We start from the raw sequence: 21351 nt of genomic DNA, 5'->3' as shown, positions 1-21351 counted from the left end.
CCGCTCCCCCAACAACCGCAACGCCATCCCCACCGGCAACGGCCCCAACGGCCGCACCACCTCCCCCGGCACCCCCAACGGCTCCCGGCTCGTCGCGAGCACGGTGACGCCCGGACAGCGCGTGAGCAGCACGTGCGCGAGCTCCGCCGCCGCCGCGATCACGTGCTCGCAGTTGTCGAGGACGAGCAGCATCCGCCGCCCGGCGCAGTGCTCGACGAGCTCGGCGAAGGGGTCCACAGCGGCGACCGCCGCACGGTGCCACACGTGTGTCTCGCGCGCACCCACCGCGCTGAGGACGGCCGCGGTGACCGTGGACTCCTCGCGTACGGACGCGAGTTCGGCGAAGTACACCGGGCCGTTCCGATAGGTCCGGGCCGCCTCCACGGCGAGCCGCGTCTTGCCGACGCCACCCGGCCCGGTGAGGGTGACGAGCCGCCGGGCTCCCCACTCGGCGGCGAGCGCGCCCAGGTCGTCGTCCCGGCCGATGAACGAGGTCAGCCGGGCGGGAAGACCGACCGCCTGCCCCGTCCCCTCCGGCGTGGCGGGCGACGGCGCGGGAGCGGGCGCCGAGTCCGTCAGGAGGTCGGCGTGGAGGGCGCGCAGGGCGGGTCCCGGGTCCGTGCCCAGCTTGTCCGCGAGGCTCGCCCGGATCTCCTCGTACACGGCCAGGGCCTCGGCGGGCCGCCCGGCTGCCCGCAGGGCGCGGATCCGCAGGGCCTGGAGCGGTTCGTCGAGCGGCTCTCCGGCCGCCAGAGCGGCGAGCGGTGCGAGGACCTCCGTGGCCCGTCCCAGGGCCAGATCGGCGGCGAAGCGGTCGCGTCGCGCCTGGCTGTGCCGTTGTTCGACCCGTACGACCAGGGGGTGGGTGTCCCGGCCGGGCAGATCCGCCAGGGCGGGACCCCGCCAGAGACCGAGGGCCTCGTCGAGGAGGGCGGCAGCGCAGGCCGGGTCCCCGGCTCCGAGCGCGGCCGCGCCTTCGGCGGCGAGCCGCTCGAAGCGGTGGAGGTCGACGGCGTCCGGGGCCGCGGCCAGCCGGTAGCCGCCCCCGGGTGCGGAGACGACGGCGTCCCGGCCCACGGCCCGGCGCAGACGCCCGACGAGGGCCTGGAGCGCCGCCGTACGGTCCTGGTCCGGGTCCTCGGCGCGGTCGGCGTCGCCCCACACCTGGTCGATCAGGGCGCGTGTGCCCACCGTCCGCCCGCCGGCCGCCGCGAGAGCGGTGAGCAGGGCGCGGATTCTGGCACCGCCCAGGACGGCCTCCGTCCCGTCGTCGGTACGGAAGGCCTGACACGGACCGAGAACGCGGTAGGGCGGCTGCACCGGCCCATTCTGCCCGCCGCGCGCCGGGGCCCACCGGTATTTTCGTGCGGTGTCACAGGAGCGGCCCGCCGACCGCCCCGCGAGGCCCTCCCGACGCAGTCCGGCCGCTCCCGGCCCCTTCGCGGCCGCTCTCCCACCGCCTCCCCACCACCTCCCCACCGCTCGCCCGCCGAGGCGAACTCGCGCCACGCCGTGTCATCGCCATGGCGTCGGAGGGGCGCGGGTTCGACAATGGGGAGGATGACCGATGAAGACCGGCGTACGCGCAATGGCGAGATCGGGCCCGCCGAGTGGCTCGCCATGAACCGGACCGGCAGCTTCGACTGGGATCTCGACACGCGCACCATCGATGTCGACAAGTCCGGGCTGCTGGTCTTCGGGGTGGCTCCGGACGCCTTCGACGGCCGCCCGGTGTCTCTGATCGCCCGCCTCGACCCCGACGAGCGGACCAGGCTGGAGGCTGTCGTACGGGAGGCGGTCACCAGCGGCGAGGTGTCGTACACCGCTCATTTCCCCATCCCGCAGGCCGGTGGACCACCCCACTGGACGCATGTGCAGGCCCGGATCCTGCGCTCGCCGGACGGGCGGGCGAAGCGGATCGTCGGGGTCGTACGGGACACGACCGCCGAGGTCACGCGCTTCGCGTTCGTCCAGGAGCTGGAGAAGCGGCGCGAGGTCCAGACGAACATCGTCGAGCGGACGACGGCCGCGCTGTCGCGCGCGGTGACCGTGGACGACGTGACGGCCGCCCTGACCGGCCCCGGCGGGCTCGCCAGGCTCGGCGCGGACGGCCTGGCACTCGGCCTCGTCGAGAACGGCTCGCTGAACATCATCGCGCTCAGCGGCGAGACCCTCGACGCGCTCGACGACTTCCGGGTCCGGCGGCTCGACCGGGGCATGCCGCTGGCCGAGGCCGTGCTCAGCGGGCGGCCCCGGTTCGTCTCCTCGTTCCCGTCGCTCGGGCGCGACTTCCCCGAGCTGGCCCCGTACCTGGCGCGGCTGGACTTCCGGGCGGCCTGCTATCTTCCGCTGGTCGCGCAGGCGCGGTCACTCGGCGGCATGGCCCTGTTCTACCGGGGCCGCACCTCGTTCAACGCCGACGAGCGCAACCTGGCCCTCGGGCTCGCGGCGATCGTCGCCCAGTCCCTCCAGCGGGCGATCCTCTTCGACGAGGAACGGGAGCTGGCGACCGGGCTCCAGGCGACCATGCTGCCGCGCCGGATCCCGCGCATCACCGGCGGCGAGATCGCCGTGCGGTACCACGCGGCCTGGAGCGGACGGCAGGTCGGCGGCGACTGGTACGACGTGATCCCGCTGCCCCGCGGCCGGGTCGGAATCGTCGTGGGCGACGTGCAGGGGCACGACACCCACGCCGCCGCCATCATGGGGCAGCTGCGCATCGCCCTGCGCGCGTACGCCGGTGAGGGCCACGCCCCGTCGACCGTGCTGGCCCGCGCCTCCCGGTTTCTCGCCGAGCTGGACACCAACCGGTTCGCCACCTGCACGTACGCCCAGGTGGATCTGGGCAGCGGAACGCTGCGGGCCGTCCGGGCCGGGCACCTCGGTCCGCTGATCCGGCACACCGACGGCCGGGTCGGACAGCCCAAGCTGCGGGGCGGGCTGCCGCTGGGGCTCGCGACCGTGTTCGGCGACGAGGAGTTCCCGGAGACACGCCTCGACCTCGTCCCCGGGGAGACCCTGGTGCTGTGCACGGACGGACTCGTCGAGCAGCCAGGGTCGGACATCGGGACCGGTCTCGATGTCCTCTCGGAGGCGATCAGCAGCGGCCCGCCGCAGGCGGAGGCGCTCGCCGACCACCTCTCCGAGCGGCTGTGGGAGCGCTGGGGCTCGGGCGACGACGTGGCCCTCCTGGTGCTGCGGCGCAGCCCGGACCCCGGCACGCCCCGCGCGCCGCGCATCCACCAGTACATCCACCAGGCCGATCCACAGGGCCTGTCGGACGCGCGCGCGGCCGTGGGACAGGCGCTGGGCGACTGGGGCATGCCCGAACTGGCCGACGACGCCGAGCTGTTGACGGGCGAACTACTCGTGAACGTCCTGCTGCACACCGAAGGCGGCGCGGTGCTGACCCTGGAGGTGCTGCCCGAACCGGTGCGGCGGGTCCGGCTGTCGGTGCAGGACCGGTCGAGCGCCTGGCCCCGGCGGCGTACCCCCGGCGAGGCCGCGACCTCGGGGCGCGGACTGATGCTGCTCGACGCGCTGGCGTCGCGCTGGGGTGTCGAGCCACGCGGCGAGGGCAAGGCCGTGTGGTGCGAGATCGGCCCGGCGGAGGTGCCGGCCGACGCCGTGAACGGCACCTGAGGAGAAGCCTGGGAAGCACCCTCTGAGGAGAAGCCCGAGGACGGGCCCCGAGGAAGCGAGGAGCGACGTCATGGATCCTGTGGCCGCCCTGAACCGGATCGCGTTCCTCCTGGAGCGCGCCCAGGCGCCCGGGTACCGGGCGCGGGCCTTCCGTACGGCCGCGGCCGCGGTCTCCGCCCTGCCGGAGGGCGAGGCCGGCCGGCGGGCGGCGGCGGGCACCCTGGAGTCCGTCAAGGGCCTCGGTCCCAAGACGGCGGCGGTGGTGCGCGAGGCGCTGGACGGGCGGGTCCCGGAGTACCTGGCGGTGCTGGAGGCGGAGCTCGAGGAGTCCCTGCGGACCGCCGAACCGACGAGCGGGGGCGAGGCGTTGCGGGCGGCCCTGCGCGGCGACTGCCACCTCCACTCGGACTGGTCCGACGGCGGCGCCACGATCGAGGACATGGGCCGTGCGGCGGCGGGTATCGGCCACGAGTGGGCCGTGCTCACCGACCATTCGCCCCGGCTCACGGTGGCGCGGGGCCTGTCGGCCGAGCGGCTCCTGGAGCAACTGGACGTGGTGGCGCGGCTGAACGAGGAGTGGGCGCCGTTCCGTCTGCTCACCGGGATCGAGTGCGACATCCTGGAGGACGGTTCGCTCGACCAGGAGCCCGAGCTGCTCGACCGCCTCGACCTCGTGGTCGGTTCGGCCCACTCGAAGCTCCGGATGGACGGGCAGGCGATGACCCGCCGGCTCGAACGGGCCGTGCGCAACCCGCTGATGGACGTGCTCGGGCACTGCACGGGCCGTCTGGTGGCGGGCGGACGGCTGCGACCGGAGTCGGAGTTCGACGCGGAGCGGGTGTTCGCCGCCTGCGCCGAGTCCGGGACGGCGGTCGAGATCAACAGCCGCCCGGAACGCCTCGACCCGCCGCGGCGGCTGCTGCGGCTCGCGGTGGCGGCGGGCACGCACTTCGCGGTGGACACGGACGCGCACGCGCCGGGCCAGCTGGAATGGCAGATCCTCGGCTGCGCGCGGGCGGAGGAGTGCGGAGTGCCGGAGGACCGGGTGATCAACACGTGGACGGCGGAACGGTTGTCGGAGTGGACTCGGAGCTGAGCGGGACATCATCGACGCTCACCCGAGCGAACCGACCGTCCGCTCGTCAGGCGCGCTGCCAGACCGTCGTCGCGTTGCAGAACTCGCGGATGCCGTGCCCGGAGAGCTCACGGCCGTACCCGGACCGCTTGATCCCGCCGAAGGGGAGGGCGGGGTGCGAGGCCGTCATGCCGTTCACGAACACGCCCCCGGCCTCCAGGTCGCGCACGAAGAAGGCGACGTCCTCCCGGGAGCGGGTCCAGACGTTGGAACTGAGGCCGAACGGGGAGTCGTTGGCGACGGTCACGGCCTCCTCGATGTCTCGGACCGGGTACACCGTGGCGACCGGCCCGAAGGCCTCCTCCTGGTGGATCCGCATCTCCGGGGAGATGCCGGCGAGGACGGTGGGCCGGTAGTACCAGCCGTTCGCGAGCCCCGGCTCCTCCGGGCGGTGGCCGCCGCACAGGGCGGTGGCGCCCCGTCGTACGGCGTCGTCGACGAGCGCCTCCAGGTCGGTGCGTCCCTGCTCGGTGGCGAGGGGGCCGACGTCGGTGGACTCGTCGAGGGGGTCGCCGACGGTGAGGGCGTTCATGGCGGCGGTGAAGCGCTCGGAGAAGTCGTCGTACACGTCCTGGTGGACGATGAACCGCTTGGCGGCGATGCAGGACTGCCCGTTGTTCTGCACGCGCGCGGTGACGGCCGTCTTCACGGCTCCGACGATGTCGGCCGAGGGCATGACGATGAACGGGTCGCTGCCGCCGAGTTCCAGGACGGTCTTCTTGACCTCGTCGCCCGCGACGGAGGCGACGGCCCGGCCCGCGGGTTCGCTGCCGGTCAGGGTGGCGGCGACGACCCTGGGGTCCCGCAGGACGCGCTCGACGTCGCGGGAGCCGATCAGCAGGGTCTGGAAACAGCCCTCGGGGTATCCGGAGCGGCGGAAGAGGTCGCCGAGGTAGAGCGCGGTCTGCGGCACGTTGGACGCGTGCTTGAGGAGGCCGGTGTTGCCCGCCATGAGCGCGGGCGCGGCGAAGCGGATCACCTGCCAGAGCGGGAAGTTCCACGGCATGACGGCGAGGATCGGGCCGAGAGGCCGGTAGTGGACGCGTGCCACGTCGGCGCCGGAGTCCTGGACGTCGCTCTCCGCCGGGTGCTCGTCGGTGAGCAGTTCCTCGGCGTTGCGGGCGTACCAGCGCATCGCCTTGGCGCACTTGGCGGCCTCCGCACGGGCGGCGGCGATCGGCTTGCCCATCTCGACGGTCATGGTGTGCGCGATGTCCTCGGTGTCCTCGTCGAGGAGAGCGGCGGCGGCGCGCAGCAGGCGGGCGCGTTCGGCGAAGGAGGTGGTGCGGTACTGGCGGTACGCCTCGTGAGCGGCGGCGATCCGCCGCTCGACCTCCTCGGACCCGTGGGCCTCGTAGACGCGCAGCGTCTCGCCGGTCGCGGGGTTCACGGTGGCGATGCCCATGACGGATCTCCTCCTGACAACGGCCCCCGTCTGCACGTTTCCGCTAAGCGCGGCTCGGCGCAACAGGGGCGGAGCGGTGGGGTGACCCGAAAGCGGCGGCGACCTCGGGAAACGTGGCCGGCGGACGATCTCTAGGCGGTGAGCCAGGTCAGGGCGCCGGAGAGGTGGGCGCGGAAGACGGGGTCGCGGTACGTCTCCGAGGCGTGGCCGAGCGCGGTGAAGAACACCCGCCCGCCGTCGATCTCCCGGCACCAGACCAGCGGGTGGTCGTCACCGTGGGTACCGCCCCGGTACGAGGTCTCGTCGGCCCGGGCGAGGATCCGTACCCCGGACGCCGGGGCGTCCCTCGACTCCGTGCTGTTCCCAGGCTTCCTTCCGCCCCCGGACTGCGCGCCGCCCCCGGACGCCGTGCCGTCCCCGGGCTTCGCGCTGCCCCGCGGGTCGGACGTGAAGTTGTACCACTCGTCGGTCCAGGCCCAGCGGGCCGGCAGCGGGGCCGTCGCGGGGTGGTCGCGGTCGTCGACGAGGACGATGCCGGGCTGTATCTCGGGGTGGCCGTCGAAACGGGTGCCGAGCAGTTCGCCGTAGAAGGGCCAGTCGGGCTCGGCGTTGGCCGCCGCGTGGACGGCGAGAAGGGCGCCGCCGCCCCTGAGGTACGCCTCAAGGGCGGCGCGTCCCCCGGGGGTCAGGACGTTCCCGGTCGTGGACAGCAGGACGACGACGGCGCACTCGGCCAGGCGCCCGGGCGTGAAGACCTCCGGGTCCTCGGTCACCTCGGCCTTCCGCCCGAGGTCGTGCGCCAGCTCCGCGAGCGCGGCGGCCCCGTCGGGGATCGAGTCGTGGCGGTAGCCCGTGGTGCGGGTGTAGATCAGGACGTCCTGAGGGGGCACGCGGAGACTCCAGGGGACGGGGCAGCGGACAAGGGAAGGGGGTAAGCGCTTTCTCTACGAGGGTCGACCGTAGCCACCGAAAACCCCGGGCCGCAACCCTCGGCCCTCCGCCACACTGCCCCGATGACACGGATCCACGCCGCAGCGCACACCCACGCACACGCACGGCGCGCCCTCGCCCATGTGGCGGCCCGTTCCACCGGCGAGCCGATCGACCCCGCCCTGCGGGTCACCCTCAACTTCCACCCCCATTTCCTCGGCCGGCTGGCCGACGACGGGGTCTACCGCCCCCAGTTCGTCACCGGAACCAGCAACGGCGGCCTCACCGCCCGTCCGGGCGGCGACCGCTGGCGCTGGGAGAGCCGCATCTTCGGAGGGACGTACGACGAGGCCCCGGCGGACGCGCGGCCGGTCTACGGCGCCCTCGACTTCCGCCGCCGCCCGTTCGGCGCCGCACCCCGCTTCGGCTCCGCCCATCTGCGACTGACGGCCGCCGCCGTGGACCGGGCGACCTTCTGCTATCCGGACAGTTTCCTGGAGCCCACCGACTTCGGCGTCGCGGCCCGGATGGGCCTGATCGCGCTCGCCGAGAGCGACGACAAGGACCTGCTCGACGACTACATCGAGGCGCAGATCCACGGCCCGGTCCACCTCGCGCGCGACGTGGAGGCACTGGTCCTGGACCCGAGCCACCGGGACACGGAGGTGGAGGCGGCGGCCCGGCGCCTGCCGTGCCCGGTGGAGTGGCACGACGGATTCCGCCTGTCCGTCGACGAACTGCGCCGGCATCCCGGCTTCCGGGGGCAGGAGTACGTGGAGCTCGGCGCCCGGATCGCGGTCGACGGCCGGCTCGATCCCCGGATCGTGCAGGAGGCGGCGGGTTCGGGGCGGTACGACCCGCAGGACGTGAAGAAGGTCTGGCACTACCTGGCCCGCTTCGGCGCACCCGCCGCCTGACCGGCCGACGCACCACGGCGCAGCGTTGCTCGATGCGCACCTGGACGCGTGATCCGTTGTCGTATCGGATACATCTCTGTATCTTTTGCCGCGCCGGGCCCGCCCGTGCCCCACCCTCGCCCGCCCGTGCCCCACCGCTCACCGAGGAGCCGTCATGAGCACCGTGCCGCCCGCGCTCGCCGCCGCCGTCGGGCCGTTGCCCGAAGGGGTCGTCCTTCCGCTGCCGCCCACCTTCGACTCCGTCGAGGAGGAGCGCCGGTACCGCAAGGAACAACTCGCCGCCGGTTTCCGTATCTTCGGGAGGTTCGGCTTCTCCGAGGGGGTCGCCGGGCACATCACCGTCCGCGACCCCGGCGACCCGAACGCCTTCTGGGTCAACCCCTTCGGCATGAGCTTCGGTCAGATCAAGGCCTCCGACCTGATCCTGGTGGACCACGAGGGGACCGTACTGGAGGGGCGCAGGCCCGTGAACCGGGCCGCGTTCGTCATCCACTCGCGGGTCCACGCCGCCCGGCCCGACGCGATCGCCGCCGCGCACTCGCACTCCCTGTACGGCAAGGCCTTCTCCAGCCTCGGCATCCCGCTCGATCCGATCACCCAGGACGCCTGCGCCTTCTTCGAGGACCACGGGATCTACGACGACTACCGGGGCGTGGTCAACGAGACCGAGGAGGGCGAGCGGGTCGCCAAGGCCCTGGGCGACCACAAGGCGGTCATCCTCAAGAACCACGGGCTGTTGACCGTCGGGCAGTCCGTCGCCGAGGCCGTGTGGTGGTTCGTCACCATGGAGCGGTCCTGCCAGGCGCAGCTCCTGGCGATGGCGGCGGGTACGCCTCAGCACATCGACCGGGAGACGGCCCTGCTCACGCGCGGTCAGATCGGCGGGCACCTGGCCGGCTGGTTCCAGGCGCGCCCGCTGTGGGATCAGATCACGGCGTCGGACCCGGACCTCTTCGACTGACCCTCGTCCTCTGGCCCGTTGTCGATGCCGGTGTCGATGCCGGCGCCGGTGGCGGCGCCGGGGATCTCCCGCGTCGACACCTCCAGGAGCGGGGCGAGGAACTGTCGCTCCAGGCTGCCGGGCGGCAGCTCCGCCGGCTCCACGTAGCTCTGCGCGAGTCCCCCCTCGCGCAGGGCGATGAGAAGGCGTGCGAACCGGTCGGCGTCCACGGTCAGTTCGCGCCCGGCCCGGCGCAGGACGAGGGTGAGCCCGCGGGCGATCTCGGCCCGCAGCCGTGCGTCGTGGCGCGCGAGCACCCAGGCGGCCTGCGGGTCCCGGATGGCGTGCAGGGTGAACTCGGTGGTGACGAGGTACCAGTCCCGCTCGTCCGGTTCGACCCGGGCGGCGAGCTCCGCGAGCCGGGCCAGGGTGTACTCCTCGGCGGTCAGCGCGTCGATCGACTCGGCGAGCCGTCGCACGGTCCGGTCGCTGTGCTCGTCGAAGAGGGCGAGGAAGAGCTCTTCCTTGCTGGCGAAGTTCGAGTAGTACGCGCCCCGCGTGTAGCCGGCGCGCTCACAGATCTGCTCGATCGTCGTCGCGTGGAAGCCGTGCTCGGCGAAGGTCTCCAGGGCGGCCTTCAGCAATGCCGCGCGGGTACGGGGCCGCCGCCTGGTGACACCTTTCGGCACGGGTGCCTCCTCCTTCGTCCTGGGCCGCGTCCGCGGCGGACGCCCACCCTACCGGCGGCCTCATCCCGGGCAGGGATGACCACCGGCGGATAATATTCACGCATGGGAGAGCGGCCCGTAGCGCCTTCGGCGCCCGATCTGGTCCTCGTGATCGACGGGGACGCGACCCGGATGACTCCGAGCCGTGTCTATCGCATCGGGCGCGACCCCACCAGCGACATCGTGCTCGCCGACGCGCGCGCGTCCTGGCATCACGCGGTGCTCAGCGCCGCCGCCGGCCACTGGACCCTCGCGGACGAGAACAGCACGAACGGCACCTTCACGGACGGTCTGCGAGTGGCCGGGCCGCGGGAGGTGGGCCCCGGGACGGTCGTGCGGTTCGGCCATCCGGAGGACGGCCCCCGTGCGGTGCTGTCGTCGGGAGCGGCCCCCGCCGCCCCGGAGGCGATGCCGGCGGCGCAGCCCGAAGCACGACCGGAACAACCGGGAGCGCAGGCTGAAGCCCAGCCGGAAGCCCCGCCCCATCCCGAACCGGCTCCGGCCGCCCACCCGGCCCCCCGGCCCGCTCCACCGGCACCGGCACCCGACCGGACCCCCGCACCCGCCGAGGCCGCGGCCCCGGCGGCCTCCCCCGTGCCCCCCGGCCTCGTCACCCCGCAGAACGCGCCGCCGCCCCGGCCCCCCTCCGTCTCGCACCCCGCCGCCACCGGTACCTTCCGGCAGCCGACGTCCGTACGGCCGTTGCCCGCCCACAGCATCCGGATCGGCCGTGCCCCCGACAACGACGTCGTCGTCCCCGATCTCGTCGTCTCCCGACGCCACGCCGAGCTGCGCGCCCATCCCGACGGCACGTACTGGATCCATGACCTGGGCAGTCACAACGGCACCTACCTCAACGGCGCCCCCGTCGTCGACGCCCGCGTGACGCCGGACGACATCGTCGGTGTCGGTCACTGCGCGTTCTGTCTCATCGGCGGGCAGCTCGTCGAGTTCACCGACACCGGCGAGGTCTCCCTCGACGTCCAGTCGCTCGCCGTCACCGTCGACCACGGCCGCAAGACCCTGCTCGACGAGGTGTCGTTCCCCGTGGGCGAGAAGTGCCTGCTCGGGGTCGTCGGACCGTCCGGCGCGGGGAAGTCGACGCTCCTGGGCGCGCTCACCGGGCAGCGCCCCGCCGACCGGGGCACGGTGCTCTACGACGGCCGTGACCTGTACCGGGACTACGCCGAGCTCCGGCAGCGCATCGGGCTCGTCCCGCAGGACGACATCCTGCACCTCCAGCTGACCGTGCGCCGGGCCCTCGGGTACGCCGCCGAGCTTCGCTTCCCCGAGGACACCGAACCCGACGAGCGGCGGGCCCGGGTGGACGAGGTGATCCAGGAGCTGGGGCTCGTGGAGCGCGCGCAGCAGCCGATCCACAGCCTCTCCGGCGGCCAGCGCAAGCGGGTGAGCGTCGCTCTCGAACTGCTCACCAAACCCTCGCTGCTCTTCCTCGACGAGCCGACGTCCGGCCTCGACCCGGGCATGGACCGGTCGGTGATGCACATGCTGCGCGGGCTCGCCGACGACGGCCGCACGGTCGTCGTCGTCACGCACAGCGTGCTCAGCCTGGACGTGTGCGACCGGCTGCTCGTCCTCGCGCCGGGCGGCCGGGTCGCCTACTACGGGCCGCCCGCCGAGTCCCTCGGCTTCTTCGGTTTCGGCGAGTGGCCGGAGGCCTTCGAGGCCTTCGAGAACGACCGGGAGCGCGACTGGGCCGGGCTGTACCGGTCCTCCCGCTTCCACCGCCGGTACGTCGACGACGCGACGGCCCGCCCGAACGTCCCCGTGCCGGGGGCCTCCCCGGTGGAGCGGGAACCCGCCCCGCCGCCGAAGGCGCAGAGCTGGGGCTCCCAGCTGCGGACGCTCGTCCGACGGTACGCCGCCGCGCTCTCCGCCGACCGCACGTTCCTGGCCATCATGATCGCGCTGCCGTTCGTGATGGGCGCGATGGCCCGGGCCCTGTCCGAGGGCGGCTTCAACCAGGAGTCGACGCTGAACGTCCTGCTCATCCTCTGTGTGGGCGGCGTGCTCACCGGTGCGGCGAACGCCGTCCGTGAACTGGTCAAGGAACGCACGATCTACCGGCGCGAGAGAGCCGTCGGCCTCTCACGCTCGGCATACCTCGCCTCCAAGATCGTCGTGCTCGGTGCGATCACGGTCGTCCAGGCGGTCGTCCTGACCCTGGTGGCCCTGATCGGCGTCCCGCTGAACGTGCCCGACGGCAAGGGTGTCCTGATGCCGCCGCTCGTGGAGATCACCCTCGCCGTCGCGCTGCTCTCGTTCACGGCGATGATGCTCGGCCTGCTCGTCTCCGCCCTGGTCCGCAAGGAGGAGGTGACGATGCCGCTGCTCGTCCTCCTCGCGATCGTGCAGGTGGTGTTCTGCGGGGCGCTCCTGACCGTACGGGGGACTCCCGTCCTGGAGCAGCTGGCGTGGCTGGTGCCGTCGCGGTGGGCGTTCGCGGCGATGGGCGCCACGGTCGACATCGGGACGGTCTCGCCGAGCGACAAGACGGCGGATCCGCTGATGGACCACACGGCGGCGGCCTGGCTGTTCGACATGGGCATGTTGGTGGTGCTCTGTCTCGTCATCGGCCTGGTCGTGGCGCGGCTGCTGCGCCGCCACGAGCCGGTCGTCATGCGGAGGTAGGCCCGTGAGCGTCCCCGTACCCGAGTACGTGCCGGACTTCCGGCCCACCCATGTCGTACCGCGCGACGGTCTCGACACCTGGGAGGAGCCGGATCCGGGGCTGCCCACGACGCCGCTCGACGCGTTCCTGCCGGTACGTCTGGAGGAGCGGGCCGGTGACTGGGGGCGGATCCTCTGCTCCAACGGCTGGACGGCCTGGGTCGACGCGCGGCTCCTCGTCACCGTCCCGGACGATCCGCCGGCGGCGGGACAGCCGCTCACCAGGACCGCCGACCCGCGCCCGCTGATCGCCCGCGCCGAGGACGCGCTCGGCCGCTACCGGCGGGCGGCGGAGGCTCTGGGGGCGGGGCACCTCGACGGTGAGAACTTCCGGCTGCGGACGCGTGGGCTGCGGGTGGGCATGGTCGTCGACGGCGAGTCGGTGTGGCTGTACGACGCGGAGCACGAGCGGTGGGTGTACTGCGACGGGGTGGGGCTGAGTACGTACGCGGCGTCGTCGGCGCCCTCGATCGCCTCCCCGGCGTCCCCGGTCTCCCCCGCCGCCGACGGGGCGAAGCCCGACGAAGCCGGGGAAGCCGGGGAAGCCGAAGCCGACGGTCACGATCGGCCCGCGACCGCGCCCCCCGACCACGAGCCGACCCAGGTGGTGCTGCGGGGCGACCCGCCGCCGGCCGCCGGCCCGCCACCGACCCAAGCCGTGCCGCAGCCGCAGGCGGACCCCGCCGCGGCCCCGGCTCCACCGCCCACGCAGATCGTGGAGAGCCCTCCGCACCGAACGGCCGGTGAGGAGTGATGGCCGGCGGGCCGCGTGACGAACCGGAGCTGCCGGCGGGCCGTCCCTCCGGACTCCTCGGCAAGGAGATCGCGGGCTACCGGGTGGAGAGCGAGATCGGCCGCGGCGGGATGGCGGTCGTGTACCGGGCGCGGGACCTGCGGCTCGGCCGGACGGTGGCACTGAAGCTGCTCGCCCCCGAACTGGCCCGTAACGACACCTTCCGCAGGCGCTTCGCGCACGAGTCGCGGGTCGCCGCCTCGATCGACCACCCCCACATCGTGCCAGTCTTCGACGCGGGCGAGACGGAGGGGGTGCTGTACATCGCCATGCGGTACGTCGCGGGGCAGGACCTGGTGGCCCTGCTGGACCGCGAGGGGCCGCTGCCGCCGGGGAAGGCGGGACGGATCGCCGTGCAGGTGGCTTCGGCCCTGGACGCGGCGCACGCCCACGATCTGGTCCACCGGGATGTGAAGCCCGGCAACATCCTGGTGGCGGAGGGTACGGACCGGGACCATCCGGAGCACGTGTACCTCACGGACTTCGGCCTGACGAAGAAGTCGCTGTCCCTGACGGGGTTCACCACGGTGGGCGAGTTCGTGGGCACGCTGGACTACGTGGCGCCCGAGCAGATCTCGGGGAAGCCGGTGGACGGCCGGTGCGACGTGTACAGCCTGGCGTGCGTGGTCTTCGAGACGCTGGTGGGGGCGCCACCGTTCCGCCGTGACACCGACTGGGCGGTGCTGTGGGCGCAGCAGTACGACCCGCCGCCACCGCTCTCCGAGGTCCGGCCGGGGCTGCCGGAGTCGGCGGACGCGGTGTTCGCGAAGGCGCTGGCGAAGACGCCCGAGGAGCGGTACGGGACGTGCCTGGAGTTCGTGGCCGAGCTGCGGGCGGCGCTGACGACGGGCGGAGGCGGACCGGTCGTGACGAAGAGCCGGGACCCGCTGACCCCGCCGCGGGACCCACCCGCGTGGGCGAGGCCGATGTTCCGGAGCCGCTAGACCCTTCCTCCACTCACCGCCCGAGTAAGACCTGTTCGGCGCGTGCACGACTGAGTACACGGCTGAGTACGCGACCCCTTCGGCTCCGGAACCCGGGCGTGCGAAAGTGCGTCCATACGGGCCGTGGGGCCCGGGGGTGGCCCGGGTGGGGAGAGGGGACGGACGTGGACCTGTTCGACGGAGAGCTGGGCGGTCGGGACGAGCACCAGGTGGACGTGGGGGGCGGCTGTTCCTGGTTCTACGTGGTCCTGATCGGGCTCGTGATTCTCGCGATCGTCGCCGTGAACCGGTTCTTCGACTTCATGGGGAACCTGTTCTGACGGTGGACGCCGGAGCGGCGGCGCAAGCGCCGCCGAGGGCTTCCTCGATCAGGCCGCGCAGTTCCTTGTCCAGGAGAATCATGGGGTACCCGCCATCCCGGCTCAGGCGGCGCTCCGACTCCCGTATCGCCAGCAGCGCCGTGCGGATCGCGGGGCTGATCTCACCCATGCGGATCAGGGCCCTCAGAGCGTCCTGGAAGAAGCCGTAGCCGTCTCCGCCGTCGGCGATCGGCAGGACGAACTCCTCCAGGACCCGCATGGTCGGTTCGAGCCGGCCCGTGATCTCCCAGAGCGTGATCGCCGCCCTGAGCCGGGACCAGTGCGTGAGGTTCTCCATGAGGGCGCGCAGCCCGTCCGCGTAGGGTGCCGCGTCGGAACCGAATCCGGCGAGGGTGCTCATCGGACCCCACCCGGGGTTCTCCGCCGTGAGGACCGCCTCACCGATGACCCGCAGGGCCGCGTCGCGGTCACCGCCGATACGCGCGGAAGTCCAGGCCATCAAGTCGTGGTTGCCCGGATGGTCCTCCACCTGGCAGGTCCGCAGGGCGGGTTCGGCCGAGGCCGCGGCCGGTCCCATGCTCAACAGGATCCTCAGGACCGTGGTCGAGGTGGAGGTGTCCGTGAGGAGCGGGAGGAGCTCGGGCAGGGCGGCGGACTGCGCGTCCTCGCCCCAGGCCTCCAGCACGTGGAGGATGGTGTGCGTCAGACCTTCTCGGGGTCCGCCCTCACGGATCGCCTCCAGCATGGCGGGCAGCAGGACGTCCGCGTGCGCGCGCAGCGGGACCAGCACGTCCGTGATCTCCGGCCGCCTCGGATCACCGATGACGTAGCCTCGGCCCTGCTCCTCCGCCTGTGCGCGGAGCTGCTCCATCAGCCCCGGCAGAGCGCGCGGGTCGTCGATCCGGGTCAGTGCCCACCGGGCGATCTCCCGGACTGTTCCGTCGAGAAGGTCGTCGGACGCGTCGTCGTCGAGCATGTCGGCGAGCCGGTCGGCGTAGGGAGCCGCCGCCGGGCCGAGCACCGCGAGGATGTTCGCCGCCCTCAGCCGCAGGGTCCCGTCCGGATGGGTCAGCAGCCCGCCCGCGAGGGGCAGCAGGGCGGCTTCCACGGACCGTCGTTCGGTGAGGAGGCGCCACGCCACGTCGAGTGCCTCCCGGCACAGTGCGGTGTCCGCCGTTCGCCCGGCCGTCTCGATCAGCGTGACGGCGAAGGAGAGTTCGGCCTCGCGCTCGTGTTCGAACAGCACGGCCGTCGACCGCACCAGGTCCTCGCGGGTCCAGGAGCCGTCGACGTTCGGGGAGTACCAGACCTCTTCGAACCGCGGTCTCAGGACGAGGTCGGAGAACACCTCGATCAGCCTGTCCATGTGCCGGAGCGGCAGGTCGCGGTCGAGCTCCGCCGAGGCGTGCACGGCCGCGACCCACAGGACGGGGTCGTCGGCGTCCAGCATCGCGGACAGCACGGCTCGTACCTCGTCCTCTCGTTGCCCGGCCCGCCCGGCCGCGGCCTCTTCGCCGAGGGCGAGCAGCAGTGGCAGCCGTACCGCCGGGTCCGTCTCCACCCGCCACCGCTCCAGGAGCCTTTCGGCTCCGACGGCCAGCCCCATCCCGGCCCGCCGCATCGCCGGCTCCGGATCCGCGAGCAGGGCCCATGCCCCGGACCAGTCCTCACCGTTCAGGGCGGGTGCCTGCATCGCCACCAGTACGTCGACGAGTTCGCGGCGCACCCTCACCGGCACGACGGGGTCGGCGGCGAGGGCGATGACGAAGGGCAGGGCCACCGCCGCCGCGGACGGCGGCTCACACCCTTCCCTCGCGACGAGCGAGTACAGCGGGTAGGCGTCCTCCTCCTTCGCCGCCGGGCCGGCCGTGACGAGCCGGCGAAGCGCCCGACGGACGTCCTCGACCTGCTCCGTCGGACTTGCCGTCGCAAGGCCGTCCCACACCACGGCGTCGAGCGCCTTCAGCGACATCCGCGTCCCCCTGCCTCGTTCATCCCCGCATCATCCTGCCACCGGGCCGCCCCTCGTCGTCGGGCCGATCGGCCCCTCGCCCCGGCGGGCGTGCGGCCCTCGTCGTGGCCCCGCCCCCGAAAGGGCGGGGCTCGGCGTCAGGCCTCGGTCCGCTGGCGGCGGGCGAGGGCGTCGGCGGCCGAGCGGCGACGCTTGTCGTGTACGTCCACGAGGACGCCGGCGCCCTGGCCGGAGGTGCGCTGCCCGGTGCGGAGGCGTTCGGCGACGGCGGCCAGTCGGGTGTCGTCGGGGCCGACGGCGAGGTAGAAGAGGGCCTCGTCGACGGCACGGTCGTCGCCGCCCCAGCGTACGACGCCCTGGAGTTCCGCGAGGATGTCGCGGAGAACGGCGAGTTCGAGGGGGAAGTAGCCGCCCTTGGTGCCGGGCGGGAAGTGGCCGGGGCGGACGCGGACGGCGGTGCCGGAGGCCAGGTTGCGGGCGGGCCCCCGGAGCCCGTCCGGAGCGGTCCAGCCGACGGCCTCGCCGGGCTGGAGCTCGGCGATCTCGTAGTGGAAGCGGCGTACGAGGTGGACCAGGACGGTCTCGGGTGCGCCGAGCCGGACCTGGAGGTCCGTCACGGGGGTGCCGGGCACGGGCCGGGTGGCGATGGATCCGCCCTGGTCGGCGGCGGCCTCGATGGCCCAGCCGTTGGCCGAGCGGGCTCCGGTGAGGAGTCGCTCGTTCCGGGCTTCGGCCCGTGCGACGCCCTCGCGGATGGCCCGGGGGAAGGTGTAGTCCCGCGGGGCGACGGCGTACGCCGGGGAGGCCAGCGCCTGCGAGTGCGGGAGCGCCACCGCGGCGGTGGCGACGGCGGCGGCACGCAGCAGGAAGCCTCGGCGGGACAGCGGGGAGGCGGGAGTGGCGCTCACGTGTTCCTCTTCTCGGAATGCTCGGAATGCGGGGAAGGCGCGGGATGCCGGGGGCGTACGGACGGGGTGGTGCGGCGGTGTTCGGCAACGGCGAGCAGGGCGAGCGTCACCGCGATCACCGCACTGCCCGTCATCACGGGTGTGAGGAAGTCGGGGACGGCCGCCGCGTACGAACCACCGGATGTCAGCCGGCAGTCGAGGCCGGGGGGCAGATAGGACACGCTGTAGCCGCTCACCTGCCCGTACAGGCCGGGGTTCGCGTCCTGGCAGGCCTGGGCGGTGCCGCTCTCGTCGCGGAGGAGCGACACCAGGCCCCAGGCGTAGGCGACCGCGGCGAGGGCTCCGGCGAGCGCGGCGCCGCCGCGTGCCACGGCCCCCCGGCCGATCGCCGGGAAGCCGTAACCGGTGAGACCGAAGGCGGTGAGGGCGGCGACGACGATGCCGATCAGCAGGGGCACGAAGGCGGGGTACGAGGAGGTCATGGCGACCACCTCACTCGCCGGCGAGCTGCCGGACAAGGTTGTTGTACTTCTCGAAGATGTGGTAGAGCCCCATCCGCTTGGCCGCGTCGGTCTCGGCCTGGTCGCCCCAGCCCTGGTAGCGGCGGATGATCTCGAAGATCTCGCCCTCGGTGTAGTTCAGGCTCATGTCGCGCAGAGTGGTCTCGCCCGCCGGCGGGTTCTTGCCGCCGGGCTTGCCCGCGACGCCCCAGAGGTGGATCAGCGGCACGGTCCGCAGGGAGAAGGCGTTGTCCTGATTGACCTTCTGCCACATGGTCCAGATGTCGGCGTCCTTGGTCGGGTCGGTGCGCGTGCCGGTGACGAAGCCCTTGTCGATGCAGTGGTTCCAGGCCCGGATGCCGACCTCGCCGCTGATCTGCCCGATGCCGGTCGAGGAGTCCTTGACGATGCCGATGCCGTTGAGGTGGTACGAGGCGACCTGATGGTCCACCCCCTGGTCGATGAGGTCGTAGTGCCGCATCTCCCAGTAGGCGGAGGTCTGGATGAGCGCCTTGCGCATGCTGTAGGCGAGGGACAGCTGGGTGGTCTGCGCGTCGTGCGCCATGATCGTCTCGAAGCACTGGGTGTGCGTGAAGAGCCGGGCGTCGGTACCGGTGCCGCCGTCGTCCTCGTAACCGATGCTGCGCATGTACCGGCTGAGGTCCTCGTGCAGCGCGGTGAGGAAGGAGCCGTCGAAGGCGACGTCCGGGCGCGGCGGGCGCGGCGGGTCGAAGGAGCCCTGGCCGGTGTCGCGGCCGGAGGCGATGTTGACGTCGATCTCGATGGAGCCGGCGCCGGAGCCGACGGTGCGGGTGACGATCTGGTCGTACGCCCAGTCGGCGGGGAGCGGGTAGCCGAGGTTCCCGGAGAAGCCGGAGGACATGTCGGAGACGAACGAGGCGGTGGAGTGGCCGGCCTCGCCGACGCGGGTGCAGACGTTGCGGGGGCCGTACACACCGATCTCGAACCGTCCGCCGTCGGCGGCCAGCGCGTCCACGATGCCCTTGAAGTGCGGCAGGACGTTCGACGTCACCTCGTGGTCGAGCGCGTCGAAGTCGACGGCGAAGAAGATCCGTGAGCCCGGCTTGAAGCCGTGGTCGAGGGCGGCGTTGGCGGCGGCCTGCCCGGCGGCCCGTCCGGCGGCGTAGTTGAAGCCGTCGGCGTCCCGGCCGTACGTCTGGTAGATCGGGAAGCAGCGCAGGCCGTTCGCGGCGATGGTGGCCAGCTCTCCGGGCTGGATGGCCTTCTCGGGGAGAGAGGTGGCGCTGGGGTTGGTGAGGTAGCGGCCTATGTACTTCACGCCGGCCGCCTTGAGACCGGCCGCACGGGCGTCGGTGATCTTGGTGACTCCGTCGCAGGCCTCTCCGTTACGACTCTGGTCGCCGTAGGAGACGAGGAGGGAGGCCCAGGTGGAGAAGTCGCCGTTGCCGGTGACCGGGAGCTTCGCGAAGGACTGGAAGCCCTGGACGGCGGTGGACACCGCGCCGGTGAAGTCGCCGAAGGCGACGGACCTCTGATTGAGGATCATCGCGCCGGTGAACAGCCGCGCCCAGTTGCCGGAGCTGCCGACCGACTGGGTGTGCGACTTGAGGCCGGACTGGGTGCCGGGCCCGAAGACACCGTTGGCGACGCCGTCCGCCATTCCGAGCTCGTACTGGACGGCGAAGAGCATCGACTTGGCGACGTCGCGCGAGTGGTGGCCGTCGCAGGGGATGACGTAGAAGTCCTTGCGCAGCACGTACTGGCCGTTGAGCCACTGCTGCACAGAACGAACGGCGCTGGAGCCGCCGTTGACGGTGACGTACGCGTCCATGTTGAACAGGCCCTTGATGACCTTCGGCCACAGCGCGCTGCCCGGATAGACCGCGCTCAGGCCCATGTCGGCGTTGAGCTCGGTGACGGACTGCTGGACGCGGGCGCTGTACGTACCGTCGATGCCGCCGCCGTCGTAGCCCTTGCAGTACAGGGCGGACTGCAGGATCCGGCAGAAGTCCGCGGACGGCACGTTGGACGCGTCGATCTTGCCGTACTTCTCGGCTATGGCCGCCAGGGTGGCGGGGCCGAAGCTGTTCGACAGGCTGGTGATGCCCAACTCGTACTGGAGCGCACGGGTCAGGGCGTACATGACGTTCCAGCTGGTCTGGCCGTTCTCCTCGACGCTCATGCCGATACGGCTGCTGTACGTGCGGTTGATGGAGACCTGGGCTTGACGCACCATCTCGTCGGCCATGGGGTGCCCTTCTCGACAGGTGACAGCAGGTGAAAGCCGGTGGACAAGGGCCTGCCGCGACCTGGGTCGGTCGGGATCAACGCCCTTGAGGAGCCCTGGTCTTGACCATTTCACGGCCAGTGCGACGACGGTCCTGGATCTTTCCGAGCAATGGACCCCGGATCGGACCCGGCCGGTGATCTTCGTGATGATCTCGTGACGTCGACGACACCGAACGTGCGCACAACCTTCCGCCCGCTCGCGCGTCTCCTCTTCAAGACCCCACACCGCAGGCACACTTCCCTCACGGGGGCCTCAGGCCGAGGTTCCTCCGTAGCGGTCGGCCAGTGCGGAGGCGCGGTCGTGCAGGGCGGTGCGCAGGGACTGCGGTGCCAGGGCCTCCGCGTCCATGCCGAGCTGCCACAAGGCCCATTCGGCGTGTCGTGAGTCCTGGTAGGTCAGCTCCAGACGCAGCCGGCCGTCCGCGTCCGGTGCTTCGGCGCGTACGGCCACCGCGGTGTCCAGCAGGTCCTCGCGGCGCGCCGGGTTCACCCGTACCAACACGACGAGGTGGTCGTCGCCGAGGAACCGGGCGGAGCGCTCCCGCCAGATCCGGTCCAGGTCGACCCGGTCGGGCCGTTCGGCCGCCTCGGCGAGCTCCTCGGCGGCCCGTACCCGTGACAGCCGGTACGTGCGGTCCGCGCCGGCCCGTGTGGCCAGCAGATAGCCCCGGTCGCGCACCGTGACCAGGCCGATCGGGTCCACCGTGCGCCACTCCGGATCCTGGCCCGTGGCCGCGTAGTGGATGCGCAGTCTGTGTCCGGCGAGCACCGCGCGCCGGACCTCGGTCATCGTGGTGCCGGGTACCTCGTCGGCGACCACCCTCCGCGAGAGCAGGTCCGTCTCCGGCTCGACGAGAAAGCGCCGGACCGCGTCGCTCGCGGTGGCCCGGTGGTTCTCGGGCAGCGCGTCGAGAACCTTCCGCAGGGCCGAGGCACGCGCCGAACCGAGGCCGAACGCCTGCTCCCCGCGGCCCGGTCCGGCGGTCAGCAGGGCAAGGGCCTCGTCGTGGTTCAGCCCGGTGAGCTCGGTCCGGAACCCGGGCAACAGGGCGAAGCCGCCGTGGCGGCCGCGCTCGGCGTAGACGGGGACACCGGCCGCGGAGAGCGCCTCGATGTCGCGCAGCACGGTGCGGGTGGACACCGCCAGCTCACGGGCCAGCGCGTCCGCGGTGAGACGACCGCGCTGACGCAGCAGGAGCACCAGGGAAACCAGCCGGTCGGCACGCATCCGAGAACGTTAACGGAATACATGACC

The 21351-nt window shown here is 72.6% G+C and carries 17 protein-coding genes; 8 read left to right on the top strand and 9 right to left on the bottom strand.

The genetic code is table 11. The features are described from left to right. A partial coding sequence (locus IF00_RS0136010; protein ID WP_030325531.1) for an AfsR/SARP family transcriptional regulator occupies positions 1-1320 on the bottom strand: 1320 nt, incomplete at its 3' end. Positions 1321-1560: 240 nt separating this feature from the next. Between IF00_RS0136010 and IF00_RS0136005 the strand changes: the two genes are divergently transcribed. After that, entirely contained in the window at positions 1561-3642 is a 2082-nt protein-coding gene (locus IF00_RS0136005) for a SpoIIE family protein phosphatase (protein WP_030325529.1), read from the top strand. A gap of 70 nt (positions 3643-3712) precedes the next feature. Continuing rightward, on the top strand, positions 3713-4738 hold the full coding sequence (locus IF00_RS0136000) for a PHP domain-containing protein (RefSeq protein WP_030325528.1): 1026 nt from the start codon (positions 3713-3715) through the stop codon (positions 4736-4738). A 46-nt stretch (positions 4739-4784) separates the two neighbouring features. Here IF00_RS0136000 and IF00_RS0135995 read toward each other — a convergent pair whose 3' ends face one another. Both IF00_RS0135995 and IF00_RS0135990 read right to left on the bottom strand, forming a co-directional pair. Then, positions 4785-6182: an NADP-dependent succinic semialdehyde dehydrogenase gene (locus IF00_RS0135995; RefSeq protein WP_030325527.1), complete on the bottom strand. Its 1398-nt coding sequence runs from the start codon at positions 6180-6182 to the stop codon at positions 4785-4787. Positions 6183-6313: 131 nt separating this feature from the next. Next, positions 6314-7072 carry a ThuA domain-containing protein gene (locus tag IF00_RS0135990; RefSeq protein ID WP_030325526.1) on the bottom strand — a complete coding sequence of 253 codons (759 nt, stop codon included), beginning with the start codon at positions 7070-7072 and terminating at the stop codon, positions 6314-6316. A 123-nt stretch (positions 7073-7195) separates the two neighbouring features. Here IF00_RS0135990 and IF00_RS0135985 point away from each other — a divergent pair, with 123 nt between their 5' ends. Both IF00_RS0135985 and IF00_RS0135980 read left to right on the top strand, forming a co-directional pair. Continuing rightward, positions 7196-8029: a DUF3626 domain-containing protein gene (locus IF00_RS0135985; RefSeq protein WP_030325525.1), complete on the top strand. Its 834-nt coding sequence runs from the start codon at positions 7196-7198 to the stop codon at positions 8027-8029. Between the two features lie 154 nt (positions 8030-8183). After that, entirely contained in the window at positions 8184-8990 is an 807-nt protein-coding gene (locus tag IF00_RS0135980) for a class II aldolase/adducin family protein (RefSeq protein WP_030325524.1), read from the top strand. On the opposite strand, the gene IF00_RS0135975 is transcribed toward IF00_RS0135980, so the two are convergent. Continuing rightward, on the bottom strand, positions 8954-9658 hold the full coding sequence (locus IF00_RS0135975) for a TetR/AcrR family transcriptional regulator (RefSeq protein ID WP_245234724.1): 705 nt from the start codon (positions 9656-9658) through the stop codon (positions 8954-8956). The genes IF00_RS0135980 and IF00_RS0135975 overlap by 37 nt on opposite strands. A 102-nt stretch (positions 9659-9760) precedes the next feature. Between IF00_RS0135975 and IF00_RS0135970 the strand changes: the two genes are divergently transcribed. The 4 genes from IF00_RS0135970 to IF00_RS46295 all read left to right on the top strand — a co-directional run bounded on the left by IF00_RS0135970 (position 9761) and on the right by IF00_RS46295 (position 14445). Beyond that, positions 9761-12349 carry an FHA domain-containing protein gene (locus tag IF00_RS0135970; RefSeq protein WP_030325521.1) on the top strand — a complete coding sequence of 863 codons (2589 nt, stop codon included), beginning with the start codon at positions 9761-9763 and terminating at the stop codon, positions 12347-12349. Between the two features lie 4 nt (positions 12350-12353). After that, entirely contained in the window at positions 12354-13142 is a 789-nt protein-coding gene (locus IF00_RS41815; protein ID WP_245234723.1) for an SH3 domain-containing protein, read from the top strand. Beyond that, complete coding sequence (locus IF00_RS0135960) at positions 13142-14125, top strand: serine/threonine-protein kinase (protein WP_030325518.1); 984 nt, start codon at positions 13142-13144, stop codon at positions 14123-14125. The genes IF00_RS41815 and IF00_RS0135960 overlap by 1 nt, the downstream gene beginning before the upstream one ends. A gap of 164 nt (positions 14126-14289) precedes the next feature. Further along, a complete protein-coding gene (locus IF00_RS46295; protein WP_167346904.1) occupies positions 14290-14445 on the top strand; it encodes a hypothetical protein in 156 nt (51 codons plus the stop codon). On the opposite strand, the gene IF00_RS0135950 is transcribed toward IF00_RS46295, so the two are convergent. From IF00_RS0135950 to IF00_RS0135930, 5 genes are all read right to left on the bottom strand, one after another. Further along, a complete protein-coding gene (locus IF00_RS0135950; RefSeq protein WP_030325516.1) occupies positions 14426-16417 on the bottom strand; it encodes a hypothetical protein in 1992 nt (663 codons plus the stop codon). The genes IF00_RS46295 and IF00_RS0135950 overlap by 20 nt on opposite strands. A gap of 137 nt (positions 16418-16554) precedes the next feature. After that, positions 16555-17325: a hypothetical protein gene (locus IF00_RS0135945; protein WP_030325514.1), complete on the bottom strand. Its 771-nt coding sequence runs from the start codon at positions 17323-17325 to the stop codon at positions 16555-16557. After that, positions 17322-17807, bottom strand: coding sequence for a hypothetical protein (locus tag IF00_RS0135940; protein WP_063740712.1), 486 nt, complete (start codon positions 17805-17807; stop codon positions 17322-17324). The genes IF00_RS0135945 and IF00_RS0135940 overlap by 4 nt, the downstream gene beginning before the upstream one ends. 10 nt (positions 17808-17817) lie before the next feature. Beyond that, entirely contained in the window at positions 17818-20055 is a 2238-nt protein-coding gene (locus IF00_RS0135935; protein ID WP_030325510.1) for a glycoside hydrolase domain-containing protein, read from the bottom strand. A 294-nt stretch (positions 20056-20349) separates the two neighbouring features. Further along, positions 20350-21324, bottom strand: coding sequence for a helix-turn-helix transcriptional regulator (locus tag IF00_RS0135930; RefSeq protein WP_030325508.1), 975 nt, complete (start codon positions 21322-21324; stop codon positions 20350-20352). Positions 21325-21351: the final 27 nt, after the last annotated feature.

It is taken from the genome of Streptomyces flavochromogenes (genome assembly GCF_000717595.1).
GTDB lineage: Bacteria > Actinomycetota > Actinomycetes > Streptomycetales > Streptomycetaceae > Streptomyces > Streptomyces flavochromogenes.
Note: the sequence above shows the minus strand (reverse complement) of the source record. Positions and strands in the feature narration are given on the sequence as shown.